The following is a 25746-nucleotide window of genomic DNA, read 5'->3' as shown; positions in this document are numbered from 1 at the left end:
AGGCCTGCCGCCGCATGATCCTGCTGCTGTCGACGTCCGACACCGATCTGCTCAGCGCCCGCGCCGCGAACGTCGCCGGCGGCCCCGTGCCGTACCGGTTCGCGAACCCCTCCCGCCTCCCCCTGGACGACCTGCCCGGTCTGCTCGACGGGGTCGGGCTGGTCGTCGTACGCCTCCTCGGCGGCCTGCGCGCCTGGCAGGAGGGCCTGGACGTGCTCCTCGCCGCCGGCCAGACCCGCCCGGTGGTCGTGCTGACCGGCGAACAGGCCCCCGACGCGCAGCTGATGGAGGCCTCCACGGTTCCGATCGGCATCGCCGCCGAGGCGCACCGCTACCTCGCGCACGGCGGCCCGGCCAACCTCGAACAGCTGGCGCGTTTCCTCTCCGACACCGTGCTGCTCACCGGCCACGGCTTCGAGCCCGCCGCCGCCTCCCCCACCTGGGGCGCCCTGGAGCGCCCGGCCACGGAGGCGACCGGCCCGCAGGTCGCGGTGCTGTACTACCGCGCGCACCAGATGAGCGGCAACACCGCCTTCGTGCACGCCCTCTGCGACGCCGTCGAGGCCAAGGGCGGGCGGCCGCTCCCCCTGTACGTCTCCTCGCTGCGCACCCCCGAGCCGGAGCTCCTCCAGGCCCTGTCCGGTGCCGACGCGATCGTTACCACGGTCCTCGCGGCCGGCGGCACCCGCCCCGCGACGGCCTCCGCCGGCGGGGACGACGAGTCCTGGGACGCGGGCGCGCTCGCCTCCCTGAACGTGCCGATCCTGCAGGCCCTGTGCCTGACGGGTTCGCGCGGCGACTGGGAGGAGAGCGACGAGGGCCTGTCGCCGCTCGACGCCGCCACCCAGGTCGCGGTCCCCGAGTTCGACGGCCGTCTGATCACCGTCCCGTTCTCCTTCAAGGAGATCGACGAGGACGGCCTGCCCGCGTACGTGGCCGACGCCGAGCGGGCCGCGCGCGTGGCCGGCATCGCGGTGCGCCACGCCCGCCTGCGGCACGTCGACCGCCGCGACAAGAAGATCGCCCTGGTCCTGTCCGCGTATCCGACGAAGCACTCCCGCATCGGCAACGCCGTCGGCCTGGACACCCCGGCCAGCGCCGTGGAGCTGCTGCGCACCCTCATCTCGCACGGCTACGACTTCGGCCCCGCGGCCGAGATCCCCGGTCTGGTCTCCGGCGACGGCGACGAGCTGATCCGCGCGCTGATCGAGGCCGGCGGCCACGACCAGGACTGGCTGACCGAGGAGCAGCTGGCCCGCAACCCGGTCCGCATCCCCGCCGCGGACTACCGGCGCTGGTTCGCCGAACTCCCCTCGGACCTGCGCGAGAGCGTCGAGGAGCACTGGGGCGAGGCGCCCGGCAACATGTTCGTGGACCGCTCCTCGAACCCGGACGGCGACATCGTCCTCGCGGCCCTGCGCCGCGGGAACCTGCTGATCCTGATCCAGCCGCCGCGCGGCTTCGGCGAGAACCCGATCGCGATCTACCACGACCCGGACCTGCCGCCCTCGCACCACTACCTGGCCGCGTACCGCTGGATCCAGGCGGCGTCCGAGGACGGCGGCTTCGGCGCCGACGCGATGATCCACCTGGGCAAGCACGGCAACCTCGAATGGCTCCCCGGCAAGAACGCGGGCCTGTCCGCCTCCTGCGCGCCCGACGCCGCACTCGGCGACCTGCCCCTGGTGTACCCCTTCCTGGTCAACGACCCGGGCGAGGGCACGCAGGCCAAGCGCCGCGTGCACGCCACCCTCGTCGACCACCTGGTGCCGCCGATGGCCCGCGCGGAGTCGTACGGCGACATCGCGCGCCTGGAGCAGCACCTGGACGAGTACGCCCAGATCAGCTCCATGGACCCGTCGAAGCTCCCGGCGATCCGCGCGCAGATCTGGACGCTGATCCAGGCGGCGAAGCTGGACCACGACCTGGGTCTGGAGGAGCGCCCGGACGACGACGGCTTCGACGACTTCCTGCTGCACGTCGACGGCTGGCTGTGCGAGGTCAAGGACGCCCAGATCCGTGACGGCCTGCACGTCCTGGGCGGCGCCCCGACCGGTGAGGCGCGGGTCAACCTGGTCCTCTCCATCCTGCGGGCCCGTCAGATCTGGGGCGGCACCTCCGCCCTGCCCGGCCTGCGCGAGGCCCTCGGCCTCGACGAGTCGGCGGCGACGCGCACCGCGGCGGACACCGTCGAGGAGACGGCGCGCGCGCTGGTGCAGGCGATGGAGGACGCGGGCTGGGACCCGGAGGCGGTGCCCTCGGTCGCCGCGGACCACCCGCGGGCCGTCGCGGACATCCTCAGCTTCGCGGCGAACGAGGTCGTCCCGCGCCTGGCGGGCACGACGGACGAGATCGCCCACGTCGTGCGGGCCCTGGACGGCGGCTTCGTCCCGGCCGGCCCGTCGGGCTCCCCGCTGCGCGGCCTGGTCAACGTCCTGCCGACGGGCCGCAACTTCTACTCGGTCGACCCGAAGGCCGTGCCCTCGCGGCTGGCGTGGGAGACGGGCCAGGCCCTGGCGGACTCGCTCCTGACCCGCTACCGCGCCGACCACGACGGCGAGTGGCCGGCCTCCGTCGGGCTCTCCCTGTGGGGCACGAGCGCGATGCGCACGGCCGGCGACGACGTCGCCGAGGCCCTGGCGCTGCTCGGCGTCCGCCCGGTCTGGGACGAGGCCTCGCGCCGCGTCACCGGCATCGAGGCGGTCCCGGCGGACGAACTCGGCCGTCCCCGCATCGACGTGACGCTGCGCATCTCGGGCTTCTTCCGTGACGCGTTCCCGCACGTCATCGGTCTCCTGGACGACGCGGTCCGGCTGGCGGCCTCGCTGGAGGAGCCCGCGGAGGCGAACTTCGTCCGGGCCCACGCCCAGGCCGACCTGGCCGCCCACGGCGACGAGCGCAGGGCCACCACCCGCATCTTCGGCTCCCGCCCCGGCACCTACGGCGCGGGCATCCTCCAGCTGATCGACTCCCGTGACTGGCGTACGGACGCCGACCTGGCGGAGGTCTACACCGTCTGGGGCGGCTACGCGTACGGCCGCGGCCTGGAGGGCCGTCCGGCGCGAGCCGAGATGGAGACGGCGTACAAGCGCATCACCGTCGCCGCGAAGAACACGGACACCCGCGAGCACGACATCGCCGACTCCGACGACTACTTCCAGTACCACGGCGGCATGGTGGCCACCGTGCGCGCCCTGCGCGGCACGGCCCCCGAGGCGTACATCGGCGACTCCACCCGCCCGGAGACGGTCAAGACCCGCACCCTGGTCGAGGAGACCTCCCGCGTCTTCCGCGCCCGCGTGGTCAACCCCAAGTGGATCGAGGCGATGCGCCGCCACGGCTACAAGGGCGCCTTCGAGCTGGCGGCGACGGTCGACTACCTCTTCGGCTACGACGCCACGACGGGCGTGGTCGCGGACTGGATGTACGACAAGCTGACGCAGACGTACGTCCTCGACCCGGCCAACCGCGCCTTCCTGGAGGAGGCCAACCCGTGGGCCCTCCACGGGATCGCGGAACGCCTCCTGGAGGCCGAGTCCCGCGGCATGTGGGAGAAGCCGGACCCGCAGGTCCTGGAGGCGCTGCGCCAGGTCTACCTGGACACGGAGGGCAACCTGGAGGGCGAAGCCGAGTAGGCGGACGCCCGTGCGAACGTCACCTGAAGCGGTGAACTCCCCCTCGTCCGGGAGGCGCCGCGGGTAGGGCAGTGCTGATCTCGTGCGGGGGCCGGAACGCCGGCCCCCGCACCTTGACGAAAGGCCGGCCCCGCAGTGACGCAGCCGTTCCGCCTGCCGGAGTTCTACGTGCCGTACCCGGCGCGCCTCAACCCCCACCTGGAGGAGGCCAGGGCCCACAGCAGGCGGTGGGCGCGGGCGTTCGGGATGCTGGAGGGGTCCGGGGTGTGGGAGGAGTCGGACCTCGACTCGCACGACTACGCGCTGCTGTGCTCGTACACGCACCCCGACTGCGACGCCGAGGCGCTGTCCCTGGTCACCGACTGGTACGTGTGGGTGTTCTTCTTCGACGACCACTTCCTGGAGATGTTCAAGCGCTCCCAGGACCGGGCCGGCGCGAAGGCCTACCTGGACCGGCTGCCCGCCTTCATGCCGATGGACCTGGCGGAAGGTTTCCCCGAGGCCTCCAACCCCGTCGAGGCCGGGCTCGCCGACCTGTGGGCGCGTACGGTCCCGGCCATGTCGGCGGACTGGCGGGAGCGGTTCTCGCTCTCCACGAGGAACCTGCTCGACGAGTCCATGTGGGAGCTCGCCAACATCGGCATCGGCCGGGTGGCGAACCCCCTGGAGTACATCGAGATGCGCCGCAAGGTCGGCGGGGCGCCCTGGTCGGCCGGCCTGGTCGAGTACGTGGCCGCCGAGGTGCCGGCGCGGGTGGCGCACTCACGGCCGCTGGGCGTCCTGCGCGACGCCTTCTCCGACGCCGTGCACCTCAGGAACGACCTCTTCTCCTACCAGCGCGAGGTGGAGGACGAGGGCGAACTCTCCAACGCCGTCCTGGTGCTGGAGACCTTCCTCGGCTGCACCACCCAGCAGGCCGCCGAGGTCTCCAACGACCTGATCACCTCCCGGCTCCAGCAGTTCGAGCAGACCGCGCTGACCGAACTCCCCCGCCTCTTCGCCGAACACGCCCTGACGCCCGCCGAGACCGCGGCCGTACTCGCCTACACCAAGGGCCTTCAGGACTGGCAGTCCGGCGGCCACGAATGGCACATGGCCTCCAGCCGCTACATGAACGAGGGCGCCCGGGCCACCGGCCGGACGACGCTGCCCTTCCTCCCCTCCGGGCTCGGCACCAGCGCCTTCGACCTGCGTTCCGCCTTCACCCGCCGCTCGATGGAGCTGCGCCGCCGCTCCTTCACCCACGTCCCGTACCAGAAGACCGGCCCGCTGCTCCTCCCCGACATCCGGATGCCCTACGAGCTGCGCCTGAGCCCGCACCTGGGACACGCCCGCGAGGGCTCGGTGGCGTGGGCGCGGCGGACGGGGCTGCTGGACGCGCAGCCCGGGGACCCGGGGTCGGCGATCTGGGACGAACAGAAGCTGCGCGGCTACGACTTCGCGCTCTGCTCGGCCGCCATCGCCCCCGCCGCGACCGCCGCGGCGCTGCTGCTCAACGCGTGCTGGCTGACCTGGGGAACGTACGCGGACGACTACTACCCCGTGGTGTTCGGGCGGACCGGCGACATCGCGGGCGCCAGGGCGGCCACCGCGCGGCTGGTCGCGATGATGCCGCCGCAGGACGGCGGTGCGGGGCCCGCGCCGGTGACCGTGCTGGAGCGGGGCCTCGCCGACCTGTGGGCGCGCACCGTCCGCGGCATGGCCGCGGCCGCCCGCGCCGAGTTCCGGGCGACGATGGTGGAGATGCTGGAGAGCTGGGTGTGGGAGGTGGAGAACCAGTTCCACCGCCGGGTCCCGGACCCGGTGGACTACGCGGAGATGCGCCGTCTGACGTTCGGCTCCCGGATGACCATGTACATGTGCCGGCTGGGGCAGGAGGGCCGGGGCATCCCCGACGAGGTGTACCGGTCGGGCACCATCCGGTCGCTGGAGAACGCGGCGGCCGACGCCGGGTGTCTCGTGAACGACATCTTCTCCTACCGCAAGGAGGTCGAGTTCGAGGGCGAGGTGCACAACCACGTCCTCGTCACGCGGAACTTCTTCGACATCGGCTACCCCGAGGCGCTGCACATCTGCCACTCCCTGCTGGCTCAGCGCGTCGAGGAGTTCCAGCACATCGCCGCCGACCGGCTGCCCGTCCTCTGCGACGACCAGCGGCTCGACGCCGGGGCGCGGGCCGGGCTCGACGCGTACGTCGGCGGGCTCCGGGACTGGCTCGCGGGGGTCCTGCACTGGCACCGGACGACCCGCCGCTACCGGGACGAGGACCTGCGGCCGCCGGTCGACGCCCTGTCCACGCTGGTCCTGGGCGGCGGCTTCGGCATGGCGGCGGCCCGGATCCCGGGACGCTGAAACCCGCTGGAGGACGCTAGAACTCGTCGGAGGTGTGCGGCAGCGGCCCGGTGCGCAGCGCCGCGTCGAGGGCGGCGGCCGCGCCGGGGCGGTGCTCGGCGACGAGCCCTGCGGCGACGAGTTCCGCGACCCGGGTCCCGCCCAGGTAGCAGGCGGCCAGCTCCCGTACGTCCAGGGACAGGTCGGGCTCCGCGCGGGCGGTCTCGTACGTGGCCCCGCCGGGCCCGGCCTTGAGCCGGAACCGGCCCGCGTTGGCGGGCAGCCGGGCGTCGGCGAGGTCCAGGACGAGTTCCACGGGGGCGGCCCACGACCGCCCGGTGAGCGCGGCCCGTACGTCGACGAGCCGCAGCCACAGGGCCGGGTACTGGGCGGTGACCCTGACCTGGTCCCGGTCGGCGGCGAAGTGCAGCAGCGGGTCGTCCGGGGGGCGGCCCCACGCGGAGACCTTGCCGGTCAGGTCGAGGGAGGCCAGGCACTGCCACAGCGCGGCGGCGACGGCGGGGGTCTCGGCCTCCAGTTCCTCGACGCGGACGAGGCCCGGGCCGCCGCGGGCGGGCGGCGCCCCGTCGTCCTCGTGCTTCGTGCGGTAGAGGACGTAGCCCGCCACGGGTTCCCCCGGTTCCCCGAGGGCGATGATCCGGGGCGGGCCCAGCTCCTCGTCCTCCTCGTCCTGTTCGCAGAGCCACTCCTGGGCCCAGCGCTCCGCGCTCCGGCTGGGCCGGCCGGCCCGGGTCCGGCGGGCGGCTTCGTGGAAGGGGGCGATGACGGTGGGGACCTCGTCGGGGTCGACCAGCCGCAGCGGGCGCGGGTCGGGGTCGATGCGCAGGGCGAGGGGCCGGGTGGAGTCGATCTCGATGGTGGCGCCCTGGGTGGCGGCACCGTAGCCGAAGCGGCCGTAGATGGCGGCTTCGGAGGCCCACAGGACGAGGAGGGGGCTGCCGTCGGCGCCGGCGCGGCGCAGCTGTTCGTCCATGAGGGCGGTCAGGACGCCCCGGCGGCGGTGGGTGGGGGCGACGGAGACGAAGGTGAGGCCGGGGCCGGCGAGGTCGGTGCCGCCGGGCACGGACAGGCGGAAGGGGTGGGCGGCCATGAAGCCGACCAGTGCGTCGCCGTCGTAGGCGCCGAGGCGGGCGCAGCGTGCGAGCAGGCGGTGGTGCCGTTCGCGTGTCTCCGGTTCCGGGCGGTCGTGGAAGACCAGGTAGGCGAGCTCCTGAGCGCGGTCGATGTCGGCTTCGGGTACCTCGCGGATGTCCACCATGATCCGGAGACTAATCGGTCATCGCGGACCGCTCGCACCATATTGGCCGGATCTGCCCGTCCGGCCGGTCCCGATGCCGGGTCCGGCCGGTGTCCGGGCTTGTCGGCAGGGGCTCTCAGCGGGTGACGGGGCCGTTCCAGCCTGCCGGGACGTGACCGATTCGTACCCGTTGGGGGTGGTCGCCTACGGGGACGGAGACGCGGGGCATCCCGGTGGCGAAGTCGATGGCGGTGACGCGGTCGGCGCCGCTCTCGGAGATGACGCAGGCGGTGCCGTCGCCGTTGACGGTGGCCCAGTAGGGCTTCGCGGCGGGGACGAGCGGTCCCTCGGCGAGGGTGGCGCGGTCGACGACGGTGGCGTAGTCGTCCATGGTGCCCGCGACGCAGAGCTTGCGGCCGTCGGGGCTCATGGACATGCCGTGGTGGCGGGAGTCGTTGACCCACTTGGTGCGGTCGGCGGGGGTGGCGGGGTTCTCGGGGAGGGTCTTGACGCGGGTGATGCGGTCGGAGGGGACGTCGTACTCGACGAAGCCGTTGAAGAAGGAGACCTGGAAGTAGAGCTTGGTCTCGTCGGGGCTGAAGGAGACCGGCCGTACGGCGTCGGAGAGGTCCCCGCGGCCGAAGGCGTCGAGGCGTTCGCGCATGTCGATGACGCGGACGGTGCGGAAGGTCTCGGTGTCGACGACGGTGATCTTCCGGTCGCCCTTGGTCCAGTCGAGCCAGGGTGCGTCGAGGGCGGAGGTGACGTCGCCGATGGCGCTGTTCCAGAGGTACCGGCCGCCCTGGGTGAAGGTGTTCTCGTGGGGTTTGTCGCCGGTGGTGAAGGATCCGGTCTGCCGGCCGGTGGCGATGTCGAGGACGTGGACGGTGTTGGCGGTGGAGGCGGAGACGGCGACGCGGGTGCCGTCGGGCGAGACGGCCATGTGGTCGGAGCGGTGACCGGCGACGGGGAAGCGCCAGTTGATCCGGCCGGTGCGGAGGTCAATGGAGACCACGTCGGCGAAGCTGGGGCGGGAGACCACGACGGCGGAGCCGTCGGGGGTGGTGTACATGTCGTCGACGAACTGGTCGTGGCCCTCGCCGGCCGTGGCGCGGATGCCGAGGAAGAAGCCGAGCCTGACGGGGTTGAGGTAGATCTCGCGCAGGCGTTCCTCCTTGTCGGGGACGACGTTGATCCGGCCGACGCGGGCGAGGTCGCCGGTGGAGGCGAGGACGTCGGCGGTGCCCTCCCAGTTGTTGCCGACGAAGAGCACTTCGCGCAGGCCGCCGTCCGGCGGGGTCGCCGCCCGCGAGGCGGGGCCGAGGGTGGCGGCGAGGCCGGCCAGCGCCAGGGCGCAGGTGAGGCGGAGGGCGCGTGCGGGGGTGTGACGGGTCCGGGACATCCGCTCAACTCCGATACGGGAAAGCGCTGTTACCGGCCGGTAAAATAGGCGGGACATGCGGAAGGCGCAACCCCCGGGAGGGTCGCGCCTTCGCTCATGTCAGGGGGTCGCCCCTTCAGGCGACCGAGCCGATCCTGCCGATCACCGTGTTCGAGGTGTCGTGGTGGATCGGGATGTGCGCGCCGGTGAGGGCGGCTCCGCTGCCGCCGCGGCGGTTCGCCACGATCTCGGCGGCGATGGACAGCGCGGTCTCCTCCGGGGAGCGGGCGCCGAGGTCCAGGCCGATCGGGGAGCGCAGCCGGGCCAGTTCGAGTTCGCTCACGCCGACCTCGCGGAGCCGCTTGTTGCGGTCCTCGTGGGTGCGGCGGGAGCCCATGGCGCCGACGTAGGCGACGGGAAGCCTGAGGGCCAGTTCGAGCAGCGGTACGTCGAACTTGGCGTCGTGGGTGAGGACGCAGAGCACGGTCCGGCCGTCGACCCGGGCGGTCTCCAGGTAGCGGTGCGGCCAGTCGACCACGATCTCGTCCGCCTCGGGGAAACGCTTCTTCGTCGCGAAGACGGGCCGGGCGTCACACAGCGTGACGTGGTAGCCGAGGAACTTGCCGATGCGCACCAAGGCGGAGGCGAAGTCGATGGCACCGAAGACGATCATCCGCGGGGGCGGGACGCTGGACTCGACCAGGACCTTGAGCGGCTCTCCGCAGAGCCGGCCGTCGGCGCCGATCTCCAGCACGCCGGTCTTCCCGGCGTCGAGCATGGCGCGGGCCTCTTCGGCCAGGGTGCGGTCCAGCTCGGGGTGGCCGCCGAAGCCGCCCTCGAAGGTGCCGTCGGGGCGGACCACGAGGGCGCGGCCGGTCAGCTCGGCCGGACCTTCGGCGATCCGGGCCAGCGCGGCGGCCTCGCCCTGCGCGGCGGCACGCAGCGCAGTGGCGAGCACCTCCCGCAGGGGGGAGCCCACGGGGACCGGGGTGACCAGGATGTCGATGATCCCGCCGCAGGTCAGACCCACGGCGAAGGCATCGTCGTCGCTGTAGCCGAAGCGTTCGCGCACGGTCTCGCCGTCCTCGATCGCCTGCCGGCACAGCTCGTAGACCGCGCCCTCCACGCATCCGCCGGAGACCGAACCGATGGCCGTGCCCTCGCCGTCGACGGCGAGCGCGGCTCCGGGCTGCCGGGGAGCGCTCCCGCCGACCGCCACCACGGTGGCGACGGCGAAGTCACGTCCCTGCTCGACCCACCGGTTCAGTTCTTCGGCGATGTCCAGCATGTGCGGCCTCCTCGGAGAGGTTTCGGGTTCCAGTATCGGATGCGTGGAGGGTCAGGTGGTGCCCACGGGCCTCGCCCTACTTGACGCCGAGCCACGCCTCGATGGGGTGGAGGGCGAAGAAGACCAGGAAGACACCGGTCAGGACCCACATGAAGGCGCCGATCTCGCGGGCCTTGCCCTGCGCGACCTTGATGGCCACGTAGGAGATCACACCGGCGGCGACACCGGGGGTGATCGAGTAGGTGAAGGGCATGATCACCACGGTCAGGAAGACCGGGATGGCGGTGGCGGCGTCGGCCCAGTCCACGTGGCGGGCGTTCTGCATCATCATCGCGCCGATGATCACCAGGGCCGCGGAGGCGACCTCACCCGGGACGATCTGGGTGATCGGGGTGAAGAAGAGGCAGGCGGCGAAGAGCAGACCGCTGACGACGGAGGCGAGACCCGTGCGGGCACCCTCGCCGACACCGGTGGCGGACTCGACGAAGACCGTCTGGCCGGAGCCGCCGGCGATGCCGCCGATGGCGCCACCGGCACCGTCGATGAACAGCGCCTTGGACAGGCCCGGCATGCGGCCCTTGTCGTCGGCCAGCTTGGCCTCGGTGCCGACGCCGATGATGGTGGCCATCGCGTCGAAGAAGCCGGCGAGCACCAGGGTGAAGACGATCATGCCGACGGTCATGACGCCGACGTCGCCCCAGCCGCCGAACTCGACCTTGCCGAAGAGCGAGAAGTCCGGCATCGAGATCGCGGAGCCCTCGAGGGTCGGCGGACCGTTCTTCCAGGCCTTCGGGTCGATGTCCAGGACGGCGTTCAGGATGGCCGCGAGGACGGTGCCGCCGACGATGCCGATCAGGATGGCGCCGGGGATCTTGCGGGCCTGGAGCATGAAGATGCCCAGCAGGGTGACGCAGAAGAGCAGGACGGGCCAGCCGGCGAGCTCGCCGACCGAACCGAGCTGGACCGGAGGACCGAACTCGGGACCCTTGCCGACGAAGCCGGCCTTCACGAGTCCGATCAGGGCGACGAACATGCCGATGCCCATGGTGATCGCGTGCTTGAGCGCCAGGGGGATCGCGTTCATGATCATCTCGCGGAGGCCGGTGACGACCAGGAGACAGATCACGACGCCGTACATGACGCACATGCCCATGGCCTGCGGCCAGGTCATCTGCGGGGCGACCTGCGAGGCCAGGACGCCGGAGACGGACAGGCCGGCGGCGAGGACCAGCGGGACCTTGCCGATGAAGCCCATCAGGAGGGTGGTCAGGGCCGCGGCGAAGGCGGTGGCCGTGATCAGGGCCTTCTGGCTCATCGTGTCCCCGGCGACGTCCTTGCCGGAGAGGATCAGCGGGTTGAGCAGGAGGATGTACGCCATGGCCATGAAGGTCGTGACGCCGCCACGAATCTCATTGCCGACGTTCGACCCTCTGTGGGTGATGTGAAAGTAACGGTCGAGCCAAGAACGCCCAGCGGGGTTCAGAGTGCCGTCGCCGGCCTCTTCCGCGGTGGTCTTGGGCTCCACAGACGACTGGGTCATGGTGCCTAACTCCCAAGGTTCAAAGGGGCACCCGCATAAAGATTGGAGACGCGGGATTTGGGAAACTGCGTTGGCTGCACGACCCGGGGTGACGGCCCGAGGCGACGCGAAAGGTGCACTGCGTGTACTGCGGGTAGTGCGGGGGTGACCGCTGGTACTACGTGGGGGTTTGTGCAGGGGTTCTGCTCTGCCGAGTGACGGGGGACCGCGAGCGGTGCGGTACCGCGTACTTCTTGCTCCGGGCGGTGTGGCGTGAAGTGTGACGTTCCCGAGTCACACCGCCCGGAAATCCGAGGGGTGGGGTCCGGGGGCCTGGCGGCCCCCGGACCACGCCGTCCTAGAGGGTCCCGGTAAGGGCTTCCGGACGGATCGGCGTCTTGTTGAGCTCCAGACCGGTCGCCTGCCGGATCGCCGCGAGGACGGCCGGGGTGGACGAGAGGGTCGGGGCCTCGCCGAGACCGCGAAGGCCGTACGGCGCGTTCGGGTCGGCCAGCTCCAGGACGTCGACCGGGATGGTCGGGGTGTCCAGGATGGTCGGGATCAGGTAGTCCGTGAAGGAGGGGTTGCGCACCTTCGCGGTCTTCGGGTCCACGATGATCTCCTCCATGACGGCCACGCCGAGACCCTGGGTGGTACCACCCTGGATCTGGCCCACCACGGAGAGCATGTTCAGCGCCTTGCCGACGTCCTGGGCGGTCGCCAGCTCGACGACCTTGACGAGGCCGAGCTCGGTGTCCACCTCGACGACCGCGCGGTGCGCGGCGAAGGTGTACTGGACGTGGCCGTCGCCCTGGCCGGTCTTCAGGTCGAAGGCGACCGTCGGACGGTGGCGGAACTCGAGCTCGAGGTCGATCGCGTCCTCGCCCTCCAGGATGTCCGCCAAGTCGGCGAGCACCTCGCCGCCGTCGGTGACGACCTTGCCGCCCTCCAGGAGCAGCTCGGCGGTCGCCCACGCCGGGTGGTAGGAGCCGTTCTTGCGGCGGCCGATCTCCAGGACCTTCTCGCGGACGGCCTCGCAGGTGTTCTTCACGGCGCCACCGGTCATGTACGTCTGCCGGGAGGCGGACGTGGAACCGGCGGAGCCGACCTGCGTGTCGGCCGGGTGGATGGTCACCTGCGTGACACCGAGCTCGGTACGGGCGATCTGCGCGTGGACGGTGACACCGCCCTGGCCGACCTCCGCCATGGCCGTGTGGACCATCGCGACGGGCTCGCCGTTGATGACCTCCAGGCGCACGCGGGCGGTGGAGTAGTCGTCGAAGCCCTCGGAGAAGCCGACGTTCTTGATGCCGACCGCGTAGCCGACGCCGCGGACGACGCCCTCGCCGTGGGTGGTGTTGGACAGGCCGCCGGGCAGCGCGCGGACGTCCGCGTGCTCGCCGGCGGTCTCCCACTGGCGCTCCGGCGGCAGCGGGCGGGCCTTGACCCGGCGCAGCAGCTCGGCGACCGGGGCCGGGGAGTCCACGACCTGGCCGGTGGGCATGATCGTGCCCATCTCCATGGCGTTCAGCTGGCGGAACTCGACCGGGTCCATGCCCAGCTTCGCCGCGAGCTTGTCCATCTGGGCCTCGTACGCGAAGCAGGCCTGGACGGCGCCGAAGCCGCGCATCGCGCCGCAGGGCGGGTTGTTCGTGTAGAGCGCGATCGCCTCGATGTCCACGTCGTCGATGACGTACGGGCCCACCGAGAGGGAGGACGCGTTGCCGACGACGGCCGGGGAGGCGGACGCGTAGGCACCGCCGTCGAGCACGATCTTGCACTTCATGTGCGTGATCTTGCCGTCCTTGGTGGCGCCGTGCTCGTAGTACAGCTTCGCCGGGTGGCGGTGCACGTGGCCGAAGAAGGACTCGAAGCGGTTGTAGACGATCTTGACCGGCTTGTTCGTGGCCAGGGCCAGGAGGCAGGCGTGGATCTGCATCGAGATGTCCTCGCGGCCGCCGAAGGCACCGCCGACGCCCGAGAGCGTCATGCGGACCTTCTCCGGCGGGAGGCCGAGGACCGGGGCGATCTGCTGGAGGTCCGAGTGCAGCCACTGGGTGGCGACGTACAGGTCGACACCGCCGTCCTCGGAGGGCACGGCGAGGCCGGACTCGGGGCCGAGGAAGGCCTGGTCCTGCATGCCGAAGGTGTACTCGCCCTCGACGATCACGTCGGCCCGCTTGCGGGCCTCCTCCACGTTGCCGCGGATGATCGGCTGGCGGTGCACGATGTTCGGGTGCGGGACGTGGCCGGCGTGGTGGTCGTCGCGGCCCTCGTGGATCAGCGGCGCGTCGGCGGCGAGGGCGGAGGCCTCGTCCGTGACGAGCGGCAGCTCCCGGTAGTCGATCTTGATCTTGGCGGCCGCGCGGCGGGCGGTCTCCGGGTGGTCGGCGGCCACGAGGGCCACCGGCTCGCCGTGGTGGCGTACCCGGCCGTTGGCCAGGACCGGGGTGTCCTGGATCTCCAGGCCGTAGTTCTTCATCTCGGCCGGCAGGTCGTCGTACGTCAGGACCGAGTAGACGCCCGGCATGGCCAGGGCCTCGGAGATGTCGATGGAGACGATCTCGGCGTGGGCGACGGTGCTGCGCAGGGTCTGGCCCCACAGCATGTCCTCGTGCCACATGTCCGAGGAGTACGCGAACTCACCGGTGACCTTGAGGGTGCCGTCCGGGCGGAGCGTGGACTCGCCGATGCCGCCCTTGGTGTGGGTCTGGGTGACGTTCTTCGGCGTGCCGACGGTGCGGGTGTCCTGAGCCATGATCAGACCGCCTCTCCCTGACGGGCGGCCGCGAGGCGGACCGCGTCGAGGATCTTCTCGTAGCCCGTGCAGCGGCAGAGGTTGCCGGACAGGGCCTCACGGATGTCCTGGTCGGACGGGTCGGCGTTCTGCTCCAGGAGAGCGTCGGCCTGGACCAGCAGACCCGGGGTGCAGAAACCGCACTGGACCGCGCCGGCGTCGATGAACGCCTGCTGGATGTTGGAGAGCTCGCCGCCCTCACCGGTCTGGGAGTCGGTGCCCTTGGCGGACCACTGCTTGGCCTCGTCCGTGGAGACGCCCTTGCCGCCGCCGCACGCGCCGGTGCCGCAGGCGTGGCCGTGCTGGTCGCGCTGCTTGGCGAAGTCCGCCAGGCCCTCGACGGTCACGACGTCGCGGCCCTCGACCTGACCGGCCGCGACCAGGCAGGAACAGACCGGCACGCCGTCGAGGCGGACGGTGCAGGAGCCGCACTCGCCCTGCTCGCACGCGTTCTTGGAACCGGGCAGGCCCAGGCGCTCACGCAGGACGTAGAGGAGGGACTCGCCCTCCCAGACGTCGTCGGCTTCCTGCGGACGGCCGTTGACAGTGAAATTGACGCGCATGGTTACGCAGCCCCTTCAAGCGAGCGGCCGTTGGTGCCGCGGTACTGCTCCCAGGTCCAGACGAGCTGGCGGCGAGCAAGGATGCCGACCGCGTGACGGCGGTACTTCGCCGTGCCGCGGACGTCGTCGATCGGGTTGCACGAGGCGGAGGCGAGCTCCCCGAACTGCTTGGCGATCGACGGGGTGATGACCTTGCCGTTGTCCCAGAAGCCGCCTTCTTCGAGTGCGGCGTTCAGGAACTCCTCGGCGGCCTTCGCCCGGATCGGGGTCGGGGCGGCCGAGGCGATACCCGTACGCACGGTGCGGGTGTCGGGGTGCAGCGCGATGCCGAAGCCGCAGACGGCGATGACCATCGCGTTGCGGGTGCCGACCTTGGAGTACTGCTGCGGGCCCGTGGCGTTCTTGATGTGGACCGTCTTGATGAGCTCGTCGGCGGCGAGCGCGTTGCGCTTCACGCCGGTGTAGAACTCGTCGATCGGGATCAGGCGGGAGCCGCGCACCGACTCGACCTCGACGTGGCAGTCGGCGGCGAGCAGCGCGGGGTGGGAGTCACCGGCGGGCGAGGCGCAACCGAGGTTGCCGCCGACACCGCCGCGGTTGCGGATCTGCGGGGACGCGACCGTGTGCGAGGCGAGCGCGAGACCCGGCAGCGTCGCGCGCAGGTTCTCCATGATCTGGGTGTACGGGACGGAGGCGCCGAGCTTGGTGACCTCCTCGCCGACCTCCCACTCCCGCAGCAGTTCGATGCGGTTGAGGTCCAGGAGGTATTCCGGACGGCGGTGATCGAAGTTGATCTCGACCATGATGTCGGTGCCACCCGCAATCGGCACAGCTGTGGGGTACTCGGCCTTCGCGGCGAGTGCCTCCTCCCAGCTGGCGGGGCGAAGGAAGTCCATGTGCGGCTCTCTTCTTCTTAATCGGGTCGTTCACTTCAAGCCAGGAGGCCGAAGGCCCTCGACTGGTCGTTCACGTGCTGTTAACGCGGTGTGGAGTCAGTACACAAGCCCGGTGTCCCTCGGGTGCAGTCACCGAAACCATGAAGGAGTTGGCTGGCGGCCTCCTTCGTCTTGTAGATTCGTATGAAAGGCAGGATGCGACGACCTGCCCGATTTCCAACGGCAACATTCGAGACAGATCGGCGGCGACATCATGCGGCTGCGCGCACTGCTGGAAACCGAGGCGCTGGGGCTGCGGCTGCTGGGCGGCGAGGAAGAACTCGACCGGACGGTCCGCGGGGTCATGACGACCGACCTGAGGGATCCCAGCCGATACCTGACCGGGGGAGAACTTGTTCTCACCGGCCTGGCATGGCGAAGAAATTCAGCCGACTCCGAGCCATTCGTACGAATCCTCGCGAGCGCGGGAGTGGCGGGCCTCGCGGCCGGCGAAGCGGAACTGGGCGACATCCCGGATGATCTGGTTTCGGCCTGCGTGCGCAACCGGCTGCCGCTCTTCGCGGTGAACGAGGACGTTGCATTCGCCACCATCACGGAATACGTGGTGCGGCAGGTCTCCGGGGAGCGTGCGGGCGACCTCGCGGCGGTCGTGGACCGACACCGGCGTCTGATGACCTCGGGCCCCGCGGGCGGCGGACCCGATGTGGTGCTGGATCTGCTCACCACGGACCTCGATCTGCGGGCCTGGGTGCTCTCCCCCACCGGCCGGCAGATCGCCGGAGCGGGCGAGCCGCTGGCGCCGGGGATCTGCGCGACGCTGGCGAGCGAACACCTCGCGGCGGTCCGGACGGGCCGCAGGGGCCCGCACCGGCTGTCCATCCAGGGTATTACCTACTCCCTCTTCCCGATCAGGGGACACGGTCGCGGCCCTGGTCAGGCCGTGCGCGACGTACGCGAGAGCGTGCTGTCGGACTGGCTGCTGGCCGTCGAGGCGGACGCGGGCGACTGGCCCGCCGAACGACTGGACCTGCTCCAGGGCGTCACCCAGCTGATCGCGGTCGAGCGGGACCGCCGCGACGCGGCCCGCACGGTGCGCCGCCGGCTGGCGCAGGAGGTGCTGGAGCTGGTCCAGACGGGCGCCCCGCCCGCCGAGATCGCCGCCCGCCTGCGGGTGGCGGCCCCGGTGCTGCTGCCCGGACTGGGCGCGGCCCCGCACTGGCAGGTCGTGGTGGCGCGGGTGGACTGGGACAGCGGGGACATCCCCGGCGGCCCGGTGGCCCAGTCGCTGCTGGAGGAGATCCTGGTCGACCCGTCGATGTCCGGACCGGAGCCGTCCGACCGGATCGCGGTGGCCCACGCCGGCGACGAGGCCATCGCGCTGGTGCCGCTGCCCGCGCTCTCCGGCGACGCCGGGGAGGACAAGGGCCCGGACTCGGCCCTGCACGCCGACGTGCTCCTGGCGACCGTACGGGAGCCGCTGGCGGCCGGCCTGGCCGACGACGGCCGGCTCACCCTCGGCGTCAGCGCGGCCGTGCACTCCGCCGAAGGGCTGCGCGGGGCGCTGGAGGAGGCCCGGCACGCCCGCCGGGTCGCCGCCGCCCGCCCCGGCCGGGTCTGCGCGGCCGGCCACCACGAGCTGGCCTCGCACGTGCTGCTGCTGCCGTTCGTGCCGGACGACGTCCGCCGCGCCTTCACGGCCCGCCTGCTGGACCCGCTGCGGGACTACGACCGCCGGCACCGGGCGGAGCTCATCCCGACCCTGGAGGCGTTCCTGGACTGCGACGGCTCCTGGACCCGCTGCGCGACCCGGCTGCACCTGCACGTCAACACGCTGCGCTACCGGGTCGGGCGAATCGAGCAGCTGACGGCGCGCGACCTTTCGCGCCTGGAGGACAAGCTGGACTTCTTCCTGGCACTGCGCATGAGCTGACCCCCGGGCCTCCCATCTGCGCACTCCCCCCGGAGGGGCCGGGCAGAGGCGGCTGACGAGCCGTCCGGACTTTGTGAAAGAGTTCACCCGACCCCTTGGCCGAGGCAGCCGATCCGTGCTCTCATTTCGCCCCAGGGCTCAACGACGTGCTGCTTGGCTGCTTCGGGGAGGGCAATGTGGCGGATACCGCCATGTCCGGTGCGGGATCGACGGGGGGCGACGACCCCCTCCAGCGGGCGATATGGCGGCTGCGCTCGCGCGGCTGTTGGACGGACGCGGCGGCCCTGCTGACGCCGCACGCGCACGACGCGGGCGCGGCGGTGCAGCGCACCGCGCTCCTGGTGGAGCGGTGCCTGTTCACCGGCCAGGGCTGGTCGGACGCGGAGGACGCGCTGCGGGCGGCCGAGGCCGTGGCCCGGGACGACGACGAACGGGGCGCGGCGGCCTGCGAGCGGGGCCAGCTGGCGTACGCGGCGACCGTGCTCGGCGTGCGGGACCGGGCCGACGAGGCCCGCTCGGCGCTGGGGCGCGCGGCCGCGCTGCTGTCCCCGGGGTCGCGGACGCGCCCGCTGCTGGACTTCCGGCGCGGCCTGGTCGCCGAGCACCTGGCGGACGCCCCGCAGGCGGCCCGGCCGGCGTACCACCGCGCGCACGCGGGGGCGGTCACGCACGGGGACACCCTGCTGCTGTCGTTCACCTGGCGGCACCTGGCCGCGCTGGCGCTGCGGGACGGGGAGGTCGCCGAGGCCCGCAAGGGCTTCGCGGAGTCCCTGCGGATCCGGGAGGACCTGGGCTTCCTGGTCGGTACCGCGCCGGCGCTGGCGGCGCTGGCGGAGGTCGAACCGGAACCGGAAGCCGCCCGGCTCCGCGCGGAGGCCCGCCGCCTGTTCCACCTGCTGGGCGGCATCCCCACCTGGCTGGCGGACCAACTGGCCCCGGCCGCGTAACCCTGCGGGGCCGGTCCGGGGCCCCTGCGGGGCGGCCCCCTGGGGCTCCGCCCCAGACCCCGCGCCTCAAACGCCGGCGGGGCCGGATTCTCCAGCCCGCGCGGCGTTTGAGCGCACCGGGCGCGGAGCGCCCGGTATCGGGGTCAGGGGCGGAGCCCCTGGGAACGGTGGAAGGGCGGGTAGGGGACGGCCCCGCGCAGCGGAAACCGGGGCGCCCCAGCGGGAGCGGTCAGGCGCCGGCGAAGTGGGCCCGTACCAGGGCCTCCACCGCCGGGAGGTCGCGCGCGACAAGGGCGTCCAGCAGGGCCCCGTGCTCCGCAGCGTCGGCCACCAGGTCGTCGCGCCGCACCCGCGGGGCACCCGGCAGGGGCCACTGGGCGCGCCGGTGCAGTTCCTCGGCGGTCCGTACCAGCTGGCCGTTGCCCGACAGGCCGAGCACCGCCCGGTGGAAGGCCCGGTCGGCCTCCGCGTAGCGCGGCAGGTCGCCCTCCTGCGCCGCCTCCGCGGCGGCTTCGGCGGCCGGCCGCAGGGACTCCCAGGTCGCGGCGGGCACCGACCGGGCCAGCCGGAGCATCACCGGCACCTCGATCAGCGCCCGGACCTCGGACAGCTCCGCCTGGCTGCGCGACGTGCGGGTGAGCACCCGGAAGCCCCGGTTCGGCAGGCACTCCACCGCCCCCTCCAGCGCGAGCTGCTGCATCGCCTCGCGGACGGGGGTCGCGGAGACCCCGAACCGCTCGCCGAGCGCGGGGCCCGAGTAGATCTCCCCCGGCACCAGCTCCCCGTCCACGAGGGCGGCGCGCAGGGCCTCGAGGACCTGCCCGCGCACGGAGTGGCGCAGCACCTTCTGCGGCGGGATCAGGGGCTCCCCGGCCTTGTCCGCCGCCTCGTACTCCGACTCCGCCTCGGACACCAGGGCGTGGGCCGCTCCGTGCACTCGGTCCTCCTCCGGGTCTCGACCGGTTCCGAGGATAGGCGGAACTCGAGCCTCCCCGGGCTCCCCACACCCCCCGAGATCAGCTAAGGTAAGCCTTACCTTTCTTCCCGACGCGTGATTCGGTGGTCCGCATGCTCCTGTCCGCGCCCGCCCCGGCCGGCTCTCCGGTGGCCCGTGCGTACGAGCGCCTGGCGGACGCCTACCCCGGCCTGCGGGCCGAGGAGCGCGGCGCGCACGAACCCCTCCCTCGCGGTGTGGGCTGGGTCGGCGCGCACGAGCTCGCGGCGGGCGGGGCGGCCCTGGACGCCCACCTCGCCTGGGACGAGGCCCAGGTACTGCGGGACTACGGGCGCCGGGCGCGGCCCGACGTGGTGGCCGGCTTCGGCCTGCACCGGTACGCCTGGCCGGCCAGCCTGCTGATCACCGTCCCGTGGTTCCTGGAGCGCCGGGTGCCCCGGCTGCCCGTGGACCGGGTGGCCTTCCACCGGACACGCGGGCTGATGTCCGTACGCGTCGAGGAGTTCGCCTGCCTGCCGGGCGACCCGGCGGCCCTCCTCCCCGGGGCGCGGGTCGTCGCCGACGAGGAGGCCCTGCGCGAGGAGGTGCGGGCGGCGGTGGCCCAGCACCTCGGACCGCTGCTGGAAGGTTTCGGCCCGCGGATGCGGCGCGGCCGCCGCGCCCTGTGGGCGATGGCCGCCGACGAGGTCGTCGAGGGGCTCTGGTACCTGGGGAGCCTGCTCGGCGAGGAGCGGCGGGCCGTGCGCGAGCTGGAGCTGCTGCTGCCGGGCGCCCTCGCCCCGTACACCGGCGCCGCGGGCTTCCGCACCCTGCCCGGCCCCGGCGGGGCGGAGCTGACCACCCGGGACCGGGCGAGCTGCTGCTTCTTCTACACCATCCGGCCGGAGGACACCTGTACGACCTGCCCGCGCACCTGCGACGCGGACCGCGTCACCCGGCTCACGGGGGCCGACGGCTGAACCCACCCGTGCGGATGAAGTGAATTCGAACTCAACTCGACTCGTACGAGCGCCAGTTCGACCCACAACACCCTATCCGACGGGACCCGCCCCCCGATGGCGTCCACTTGCCCCGAAACCCACGTGCACCACTGACCGGCTGCGCCACTATGGCGCCCGGAAAGCCGCATACGCGAGGCAAGGGACATCCGCATGAGACTGACCGACATATCGCTGGACTGGCTGCTGCCCGGCGGCCTGTTGATCCTGGGCGTGCTTGCGGCAGTGGCGGTGGTGGCCCGGGGCAAGCGTGAGGGCGACAAGGCGACGGCCGACGACAGCTGGGAACGCAGCGAGGAGCGCCGCCGCCGCAAGGAGGCCGTCTACGGGACCGCCTCGTACGTCCTGCTCTTCTGCTGCGCTGCGGTGGCCGCCGCGCTCTCCTTCCACGGGCTCGTCGGCTTCGGCCGGCAGAACCTCAACCTCTCCGGTGGCTGGGAGTACCTGGTCCCGTTCGGCCTCGACGGCGCCGCCATGTTCTGCTCGGTGCTCGCCGTCCGCGAGGCCAGCCACGGCGACGCGGCCCTCGGCTCCCGGATGCTGGTCTGGCTCTTCGCCGGGGCGGCCGCCTGGTTCAACTGGGTCCACGCCCCCCGGGGCACGGGCCACGACGGCGCCCCGCAGTTCTTCGCCGGGATGTCGCTCTCGGCCGCGGTGCTCTTCGACCGGGCCCTCAAGCAGACCCGCCGCGCGGCCCTGCGCGAACAGGGCCTGATCCCGCGCCCGCTGCCGCAGATCCGCATGGTCCGCTGGCTGCGGGCCCCCCGGGAGACCTTCGGCGCCTGGTCGCTGATGCTCCTGGAGGGGGTGCGCACCCTCGACGAGGCCGTGGACGAGGTGCGCGAGGACAAGAAGGAGCGCGAACAGGACCGGCACCGCAGGCGGGAACAGCACCGCCTCGACCGCGCCCGCATCAAGGCGCTGGGCCGGCAGCACAGGGCGTTCGGGCGGGCCCGGGCGCGTCAGGTCGACCTGCCGGGGCTGACCCCCGGGACGGGCTCCGCGCCGGTCGGCGCGGAGCCGGCCATATCGGAAGCGGGACAGCTGCCCCTGCGAAAAAGGCCCTCCCTGCAGGCCGTGAACGGAACCGAATCCCCTGATCCGTCCGGGCCCCGGACGGTGGACCTCACCGCCGAGGACGACACCCAGACGATCCCCCGGCTCGACTCCCTGGAGCGCAAACTGAAGGACCTGGAGCAGCAGTTCGGCTGACCGGACCGCGATGGCACGGAGGCGGGGCACCCCCTGGGCGCCCCGCCTCCGCACGCTCAGGCCACCGCCGCGCCCGCGGCCCCGAGCTCGAACCAGACGACCTTGCCGCGCCCCCTCGTGAGGGGGTCCACGCCCCAGGCGTCGGCCAGCGCCTGCACCAGCACCAGCCCGCGGCCGTGCGTACCGTCGTCGGCGGACGGTACGTGCGGCCGGGGCAGGCGGCCGGCGTGGTCGCGGACCTCGACCCTGAGCCGGCCGGCCCGGACGGTCGCGGACACCTCGGCGCCCTCGTCGGTGTGGACGAGGGCGTTGGTGACCACCTCGGTGATCAGCAGCTCCGCCACGTCGGCCGTCTCGCCCCGGCAGCGGTGCCGCACCAGCTCCCGCAGGGCCCGGCGGACCTCCCCCACCGCCTTCAGGTCGGCCCGGCGCACGCTCCGCGCCATCTCGGCGCGGTCCTGCTCGGCGTCCGCCGACGGCTCGCGCGCCGGCGGCCGCTCGGTCCGCCACGTCTTCCCGGTCCTCGCCCCCACCCGCACGGCGACATACCTCCCCGTATCGCGCTGCCCGTGGTCTCGAACAGGTCTACGGAATGCATGCCCCCGGCGACGGTCCGCACTCCTTCGTGCTCAAGGCCTGGGCATGTTGCGCAGGTTGGATCGAGCCATCTGGATCATCCGGCCAACCCCGCCGTCCAGCACGATCTTGCTGGCGGACAGTGCGAATCCGGTCACCATGTCGGCGCTGATCTTCGGAGGAATCGACAGGGCGTTGGGGTCCGTCACCACGTCCACCAGAGCCGGGCCCTTGTGCCGGAAAGCGTCCCGCAAAGCGGCCGTGAGCTGCTTGGGCTTCTCGACCCGGACCCCGTAGGCGCCCGCCGCGCGGGCGATGGCGGCGAAGTCCGGGTTCCGGTTCGTCGTTCCGTACGACGGAAGGCCGGAAACCAGCATTTCCAACTCCACCATCCCCAGGGAGGAGTTGTTGAAGACAATCACTTTGACGGGCAGGTCGTACTGCACGAGGGTGAGGAAATCTCCCATCAGCATCGAGAAACCGCCGTCACCCGACATCGACACCACTTGACGGCTCCGGTCCGTGAACTGTGCGCCGATGGCCTGCGGGAGGGCGTTGGCCATGGAGCCGTGGCTGAAGGAGCCGATGATGCGCCGCTTGCCGTTCGGGGAAAGATAGCGCGCGGCCCACACGTTGCACATGCCCGTGTCGACGGTGAACACCGCGTCCTCGTCGGCGAGTTCGTCGAGAACGGACGCCACGTACTCGGGGTGGATCGGCGTGTGCTTCTCCACCTTGCGCGTGTACGCCCTCACCACCCCCTCCAGCGCGTCCGCGTGCTTCTTCAGCATCCGGTCCAGGAAGCGGCGGTCCTGCTTCGGCCGCACCCGCGTGTTCAGCGCGCGCAGGGTCTCCCGTACGTCACCCCACACGGCGAGGTCCAACTGCGAGCGGCGGCCCAGGTGTTCGGGGCGGATGTCCACCTGGACGATCTTCACGTCGTCCGGCAGGAAGGCGTTGTACGGGAAGTCCGTGCCGAGCAGCACCAGCAGGTCGCACTCGTGCGTGGCCTCGTAGGCGGCGCCGTACCCCAGCAGGCCGCTCATGCCGACGTCGTACGGGTTGTCGTACTGGATCCACTCCTTGCCGCGCAGGGCGTGCCCGACCGGGGCCTTGACCCGGTCGGCGAACTCCATCACCTCGGCGTGCGCGCCCGCGGTGCCGCTGCCGCAGAAGAGCGTGACCCGGTCGGCCTCGTCGATCAGCCGGACCAGCTTCTCGATCTCCCCGTCGCCGGGCCGTACGGACGGCCGGGCCGTCACCAGGGCGTGCTGGACGGCCTTCTCCGGGGCCGGCTGGGCGGCGATGTCGCCGGGCAGTGCCACGACGCTGACGCCGCCGCGGCCGACGGCGTGCTGGACGGCGCTCTGCAGCAGCCGGGGCATCTGCGCCGGGTTGGAGATCAGCTCGCTGTAGTGGCTGCATTCGCGGAACAGCTGGTCGGGGTGGGTCTCCTGGAAGTAGCCGAGCCCGATCTCGCCGGAGGGGATGTGCGAGGCGAGGGCCAGGACGGGGGCCATGGAACGGTGCGCGTCGTACAGGCCGTTGATCAGGTGGAGGTTGCCGGGACCGCAGGAGCCCGCGCAGGCGGCGAGCCGCCCGGTGATCTGGGCCTCGGCACCCGCCGCGAACGCGGCCGTCTCCTCGTGGCGGACCTGGATCCACTCGATGCCGCCGGTGCGGCGGATCGCGTCGACGACCGGGTTCAGGCTGTCGCCGACGACCCCGTACATCCGGCGCACGCCCGCGCGCACGAGGATGTCGACGAACTGCTCCGCCACGTTCTGCCTGGCCATGGTTGGACGCCCTCTCCGGTTCCCCGCGAGCCGTGTGCGTCTTCCATCCACGCACGTCCCGCGCGGTTACGCCTCCCAGAGCGCGGCGGCCGTCCGGTCGTCGGCGTAGCCCTTGAGGCGGAGCTGGGTGTCGGCGAGGAAGGCCGCCAGGCCGGGCGGCTCCCCGTGCGACCAGCGGGCGGCGAGCTCGGCCGGGAGCAGGCCCTCCTCCCGCATGGGCTCCGCGAGACCGCCGGAGCAGAGCAGCAGGGTGTCACCCGGGCGGGCCACCGAGGCGCGGAACCGGAAGCCGGTGACGCCGGGCGTGGCGCCGTCCTCCTCCAGGTCCTGCCAGCGGCCCCCGCGCAGCCGGAACACCCCGCCGGCGCCGGCGCCGAAGCAGATCCGGTGGGGGCAGTCCGGATCCAGCGGCAGCAGGAGCCCGCGCAGCCCGGCGGTGTACGCCTCCTCGGCGAGCCCGAGCTCGGCGGCGCGGGCCCGCAGCCGCCCGTAGCCCCGGTCGGTGAGGCGCTGGAGCCCCGACAGCAGGGCCTCGCGCCGGCCCGCCCGGATGTCGTCGGCGAGCCGCTCCCGGCTGCGCCCGACGGCCGCCGCGACGAGGTGGCCCAGCTCGGCGGCGGCCTCCCGGGCACCGGGGGCGGCCCGGTCCCCGCCGGCCAGCACCACCAGCACCAGGGCCTCGTCGCCGCTGCCGAAGCGGGCGGTGAGCAGGAAGTCCCGCCGGGCCTCGCCCCGGTACCGGGCGGAGTCCCCGCGCAGCGAGGCGGCCCGCAGGGTGTACGTCCCGTAGCGGGCGCCCTCCAGGACGGTGTCCGGGGTCAGGAAGTCCAGCGCGGCCGGGTCGGCGGCGGGCAGCGCCCCCGGCTCGGCGGCGTAGGTGGGGGCGCGGTCGCCGAGGTACCGCACCGCGGGCCGCCCGGGCGGCGGCGGGCCGGCCGCCTCCCCGGGAGCCGGAACCGGAGCCGGGGGCACGGCCAGGTCCCCCTGCGCGTACCCGGTCTCCCCCGCCACCCGCGGGTCCGGCGGTGCGGGGGGTACGGGCGGGGCGGGGGGTACGGGCGGTTCCGGCGGCGCGGCGATGCGGTACCCCGGCGGGGGCGGCACGGGCGGTTCCGGCGCGGCGGCGGGTACGGGCGGCGCCGGCGGTTCCAGCGGCGCCGCGGGCCGGTACCCCGGCGAGGGCGGCGCCGGCGGTTCCGGCGCGGCGGGGGGTACGGGCGGCACCGGCGGTTCCGGCGGGGCCGCGGTCCGGTATCCCGGCGGGGGCGGCGGTACGGCCGCCCCGGCGTGGGCCTCCCGGCGCGGGCCGGGCAGCGACGGCTGCTCGGCGGGGGCCGGGCCGGGGGGACCGTGGCCGGCCGGGCCGGGTTCCGTCACCAGGACCGACGCCGAGCGGAAGCGCTGGTCCAGGGTGTCCCCCGGGTCGGGGGCGGGGCCCGCCTCGGGGCCCGCGTCGGGGTCCTCGTACAGCTTCTGCCACCAGTCCTGCGCGCCCTGCTGACTCATGCCCCCATTCTGGGCGCGACCGGGCGGTGGAAAACCCCGAATCCGGGAAAAGGCCCCACCGGGCCGCCACCCCGCGCGCCCACCCCGCACGACCCGCACATACGGGCGCAATTGACACATCCGATCGAATCCCCTTCCGGCCGGGGCGGCACCTCCTT

At 72.8% G+C, this 25746-nt stretch carries 17 protein-coding genes; 6 read left to right on the top strand and 11 right to left on the bottom strand.

Translation table 11 applies throughout. The features are described 5' to 3' along the window. Positions 1-14: 14 nt before the first annotated feature. The gene (gene cobN, locus D1J60_RS28145; RefSeq protein ID WP_125822977.1) at positions 15-3635 is read left to right on the top strand and encodes a cobaltochelatase subunit CobN; all 3621 of its coding nucleotides are present in this window, start codon (positions 15-17) and stop codon (positions 3633-3635) included. 135 nt (positions 3636-3770) lie between these two features. Continuing rightward, on the top strand, positions 3771-5987 hold the full coding sequence (locus D1J60_RS28140; RefSeq protein WP_125822976.1) for a germacradienol/geosmin synthase: 2217 nt from the start codon (positions 3771-3773) through the stop codon (positions 5985-5987). A 16-nt stretch (positions 5988-6003) separates the two neighbouring features. On the opposite strand, the gene D1J60_RS28135 is transcribed toward D1J60_RS28140, so the two are convergent. The 7 genes from D1J60_RS28135 to D1J60_RS28105 all read right to left on the bottom strand — a co-directional run bounded on the left by D1J60_RS28135 (position 6004) and on the right by D1J60_RS28105 (position 15668). Beyond that, on the bottom strand, positions 6004-7245 hold the full coding sequence (locus D1J60_RS28135; protein WP_125822975.1) for a GNAT family N-acetyltransferase: 1242 nt from the start codon (positions 7243-7245) through the stop codon (positions 6004-6006). A gap of 115 nt (positions 7246-7360) precedes the next feature. Continuing rightward, positions 7361-8626 carry a YncE family protein gene (locus D1J60_RS28130; protein ID WP_125822974.1) on the bottom strand — a complete coding sequence of 422 codons (1266 nt, stop codon included), beginning with the start codon at positions 8624-8626 and terminating at the stop codon, positions 7361-7363. 115 nt (positions 8627-8741) lie between these two features. Further along, positions 8742-9893, bottom strand: coding sequence for an XdhC/CoxI family protein (locus D1J60_RS28125; RefSeq protein WP_125595470.1), 1152 nt, complete (start codon positions 9891-9893; stop codon positions 8742-8744). 76 nt (positions 9894-9969) lie between these two features. Continuing rightward, positions 9970-11433, bottom strand: a complete 1464-nt coding sequence (locus D1J60_RS28120) for an NCS2 family permease (RefSeq protein WP_125595471.1) — start codon at positions 11431-11433, stop codon at positions 9970-9972. Positions 11434-11770: 337 nt separating this feature from the next. Further along, complete coding sequence (locus tag D1J60_RS28115) at positions 11771-14170, bottom strand: molybdopterin cofactor-binding domain-containing protein (RefSeq protein ID WP_125595472.1); 2400 nt, start codon at positions 14168-14170, stop codon at positions 11771-11773. Positions 14171-14172: 2 nt separating this feature from the next. Then, entirely contained in the window at positions 14173-14772 is a 600-nt protein-coding gene (locus D1J60_RS28110; protein WP_125822973.1) for a (2Fe-2S)-binding protein, read from the bottom strand. 2 nt (positions 14773-14774) lie between these two features. Next, positions 14775-15668: an FAD binding domain-containing protein gene (locus tag D1J60_RS28105; protein ID WP_007267274.1), complete on the bottom strand. Its 894-nt coding sequence runs from the start codon at positions 15666-15668 to the stop codon at positions 14775-14777. Between the two features lie 253 nt (positions 15669-15921). Here D1J60_RS28105 and D1J60_RS28100 point away from each other — a divergent pair, with 253 nt between their 5' ends. Together D1J60_RS28100 and D1J60_RS28095 are read left to right on the top strand one after the other, a co-directional pair. Next, positions 15922-17598 (top strand): PucR family transcriptional regulator ligand-binding domain-containing protein, encoded by a 1677-nt coding sequence (locus D1J60_RS28100; protein ID WP_125822972.1) that lies wholly within the window; start codon positions 15922-15924, stop codon positions 17596-17598. Positions 17599-17789: 191 nt separating this feature from the next. Next, positions 17790-18545 carry a hypothetical protein gene (locus tag D1J60_RS28095; protein ID WP_185899378.1) on the top strand — a complete coding sequence of 252 codons (756 nt, stop codon included), beginning with the start codon at positions 17790-17792 and terminating at the stop codon, positions 18543-18545. Between the two features lie 229 nt (positions 18546-18774). On the opposite strand, the gene D1J60_RS28085 is transcribed toward D1J60_RS28095, so the two are convergent. Next, a complete protein-coding gene (locus tag D1J60_RS28085) occupies positions 18775-19407 on the bottom strand; it encodes a GntR family transcriptional regulator (protein WP_241253614.1) in 633 nt (210 codons plus the stop codon). A gap of 206 nt (positions 19408-19613) precedes the next feature. Between D1J60_RS28085 and D1J60_RS28080 the strand changes: the two genes are divergently transcribed. Together D1J60_RS28080 and D1J60_RS28075 are read left to right on the top strand one after the other, a co-directional pair. After that, complete coding sequence (locus D1J60_RS28080) at positions 19614-20459, top strand: (2Fe-2S)-binding protein (protein WP_125822970.1); 846 nt, start codon at positions 19614-19616, stop codon at positions 20457-20459. A 192-nt stretch (positions 20460-20651) separates the two neighbouring features. After that, entirely contained in the window at positions 20652-21710 is a 1059-nt protein-coding gene (locus tag D1J60_RS28075) for a DUF2637 domain-containing protein (RefSeq protein WP_125595477.1), read from the top strand. Between the two features lie 56 nt (positions 21711-21766). Here D1J60_RS28075 and D1J60_RS28070 read toward each other — a convergent pair whose 3' ends face one another. From D1J60_RS28070 to D1J60_RS28060, 3 genes are all read right to left on the bottom strand, one after another. Continuing rightward, positions 21767-22156, bottom strand: coding sequence for an ATP-binding protein (locus tag D1J60_RS28070; RefSeq protein WP_185899380.1), 390 nt, complete (start codon positions 22154-22156; stop codon positions 21767-21769). 183 nt (positions 22157-22339) lie between these two features. Continuing rightward, on the bottom strand, positions 22340-24082 hold the full coding sequence (locus tag D1J60_RS28065) for a pyruvate dehydrogenase (RefSeq protein WP_125822969.1): 1743 nt from the start codon (positions 24080-24082) through the stop codon (positions 22340-22342). A 66-nt stretch (positions 24083-24148) separates the two neighbouring features. Next, positions 24149-25588, bottom strand: a complete 1440-nt coding sequence (locus D1J60_RS28060) for a protein phosphatase 2C domain-containing protein (protein WP_125822968.1) — start codon at positions 25586-25588, stop codon at positions 24149-24151. Positions 25589-25746: the final 158 nt, after the last annotated feature.

Source organism: Streptomyces sp. W1SF4, assembly GCF_003950035.1.
GTDB lineage: Bacteria > Actinomycetota > Actinomycetes > Streptomycetales > Streptomycetaceae > Streptomyces > Streptomyces racemochromogenes.
Note: the sequence above shows the minus strand (reverse complement) of the source record. Positions and strands in the feature narration are given on the sequence as shown.

Excerpts from the sequence above, each read along its gene's own strand:
- cobN (WP_125822977.1), top strand. The coding sequence starts at position 15 with ATGATCCTGCTGCTGTCGACGTCCGACACCGATCTGCTCAGCGCCCGC.
- D1J60_RS28135 (WP_125822975.1), bottom strand. The coding sequence starts at position 7,245 with ATGGTGGACATCCGCGAGGTACCCGAAGCCGACATCGACCGCGCTCAG.
- D1J60_RS28130 (WP_125822974.1), bottom strand. The coding sequence starts at position 8,626 with ATGTCCCGGACCCGTCACACCCCCGCACGCGCCCTCCGCCTCACCTGC.
- D1J60_RS28125 (WP_125595470.1), bottom strand. The coding sequence starts at position 9,893 with ATGCTGGACATCGCCGAAGAACTGAACCGGTGGGTCGAGCAGGGACGT.
- D1J60_RS28120 (WP_125595471.1), bottom strand. The coding sequence starts at position 11,433 with ATGACCCAGTCGTCTGTGGAGCCCAAGACCACCGCGGAAGAGGCCGGC.
- D1J60_RS28115 (WP_125595472.1), bottom strand. The coding sequence starts at position 14,170 with ATGGCTCAGGACACCCGCACCGTCGGCACGCCGAAGAACGTCACCCAG.
- D1J60_RS28110 (WP_125822973.1), bottom strand. The coding sequence starts at position 14,772 with ATGCGCGTCAATTTCACTGTCAACGGCCGTCCGCAGGAAGCCGACGAC.
- D1J60_RS28105 (WP_007267274.1), bottom strand. The coding sequence starts at position 15,668 with ATGGACTTCCTTCGCCCCGCCAGCTGGGAGGAGGCACTCGCCGCGAAG.
- D1J60_RS28100 (WP_125822972.1), top strand. The coding sequence starts at position 15,922 with ATGCGGCTGCGCGCACTGCTGGAAACCGAGGCGCTGGGGCTGCGGCTG.
- D1J60_RS28095 (WP_185899378.1), top strand. The coding sequence starts at position 17,790 with ATGTCCGGTGCGGGATCGACGGGGGGCGACGACCCCCTCCAGCGGGCG.
- D1J60_RS28080 (WP_125822970.1), top strand. The coding sequence starts at position 19,614 with ATGCTCCTGTCCGCGCCCGCCCCGGCCGGCTCTCCGGTGGCCCGTGCG.
- D1J60_RS28075 (WP_125595477.1), top strand. The coding sequence starts at position 20,652 with ATGAGACTGACCGACATATCGCTGGACTGGCTGCTGCCCGGCGGCCTG.
- D1J60_RS28070 (WP_185899380.1), bottom strand. The coding sequence starts at position 22,156 with ATGGCGCGGAGCGTGCGCCGGGCCGACCTGAAGGCGGTGGGGGAGGTC.
- D1J60_RS28065 (WP_125822969.1), bottom strand. The coding sequence starts at position 24,082 with ATGGCCAGGCAGAACGTGGCGGAGCAGTTCGTCGACATCCTCGTGCGC.
- D1J60_RS28060 (WP_125822968.1), bottom strand. The coding sequence starts at position 25,588 with ATGAGTCAGCAGGGCGCGCAGGACTGGTGGCAGAAGCTGTACGAGGAC.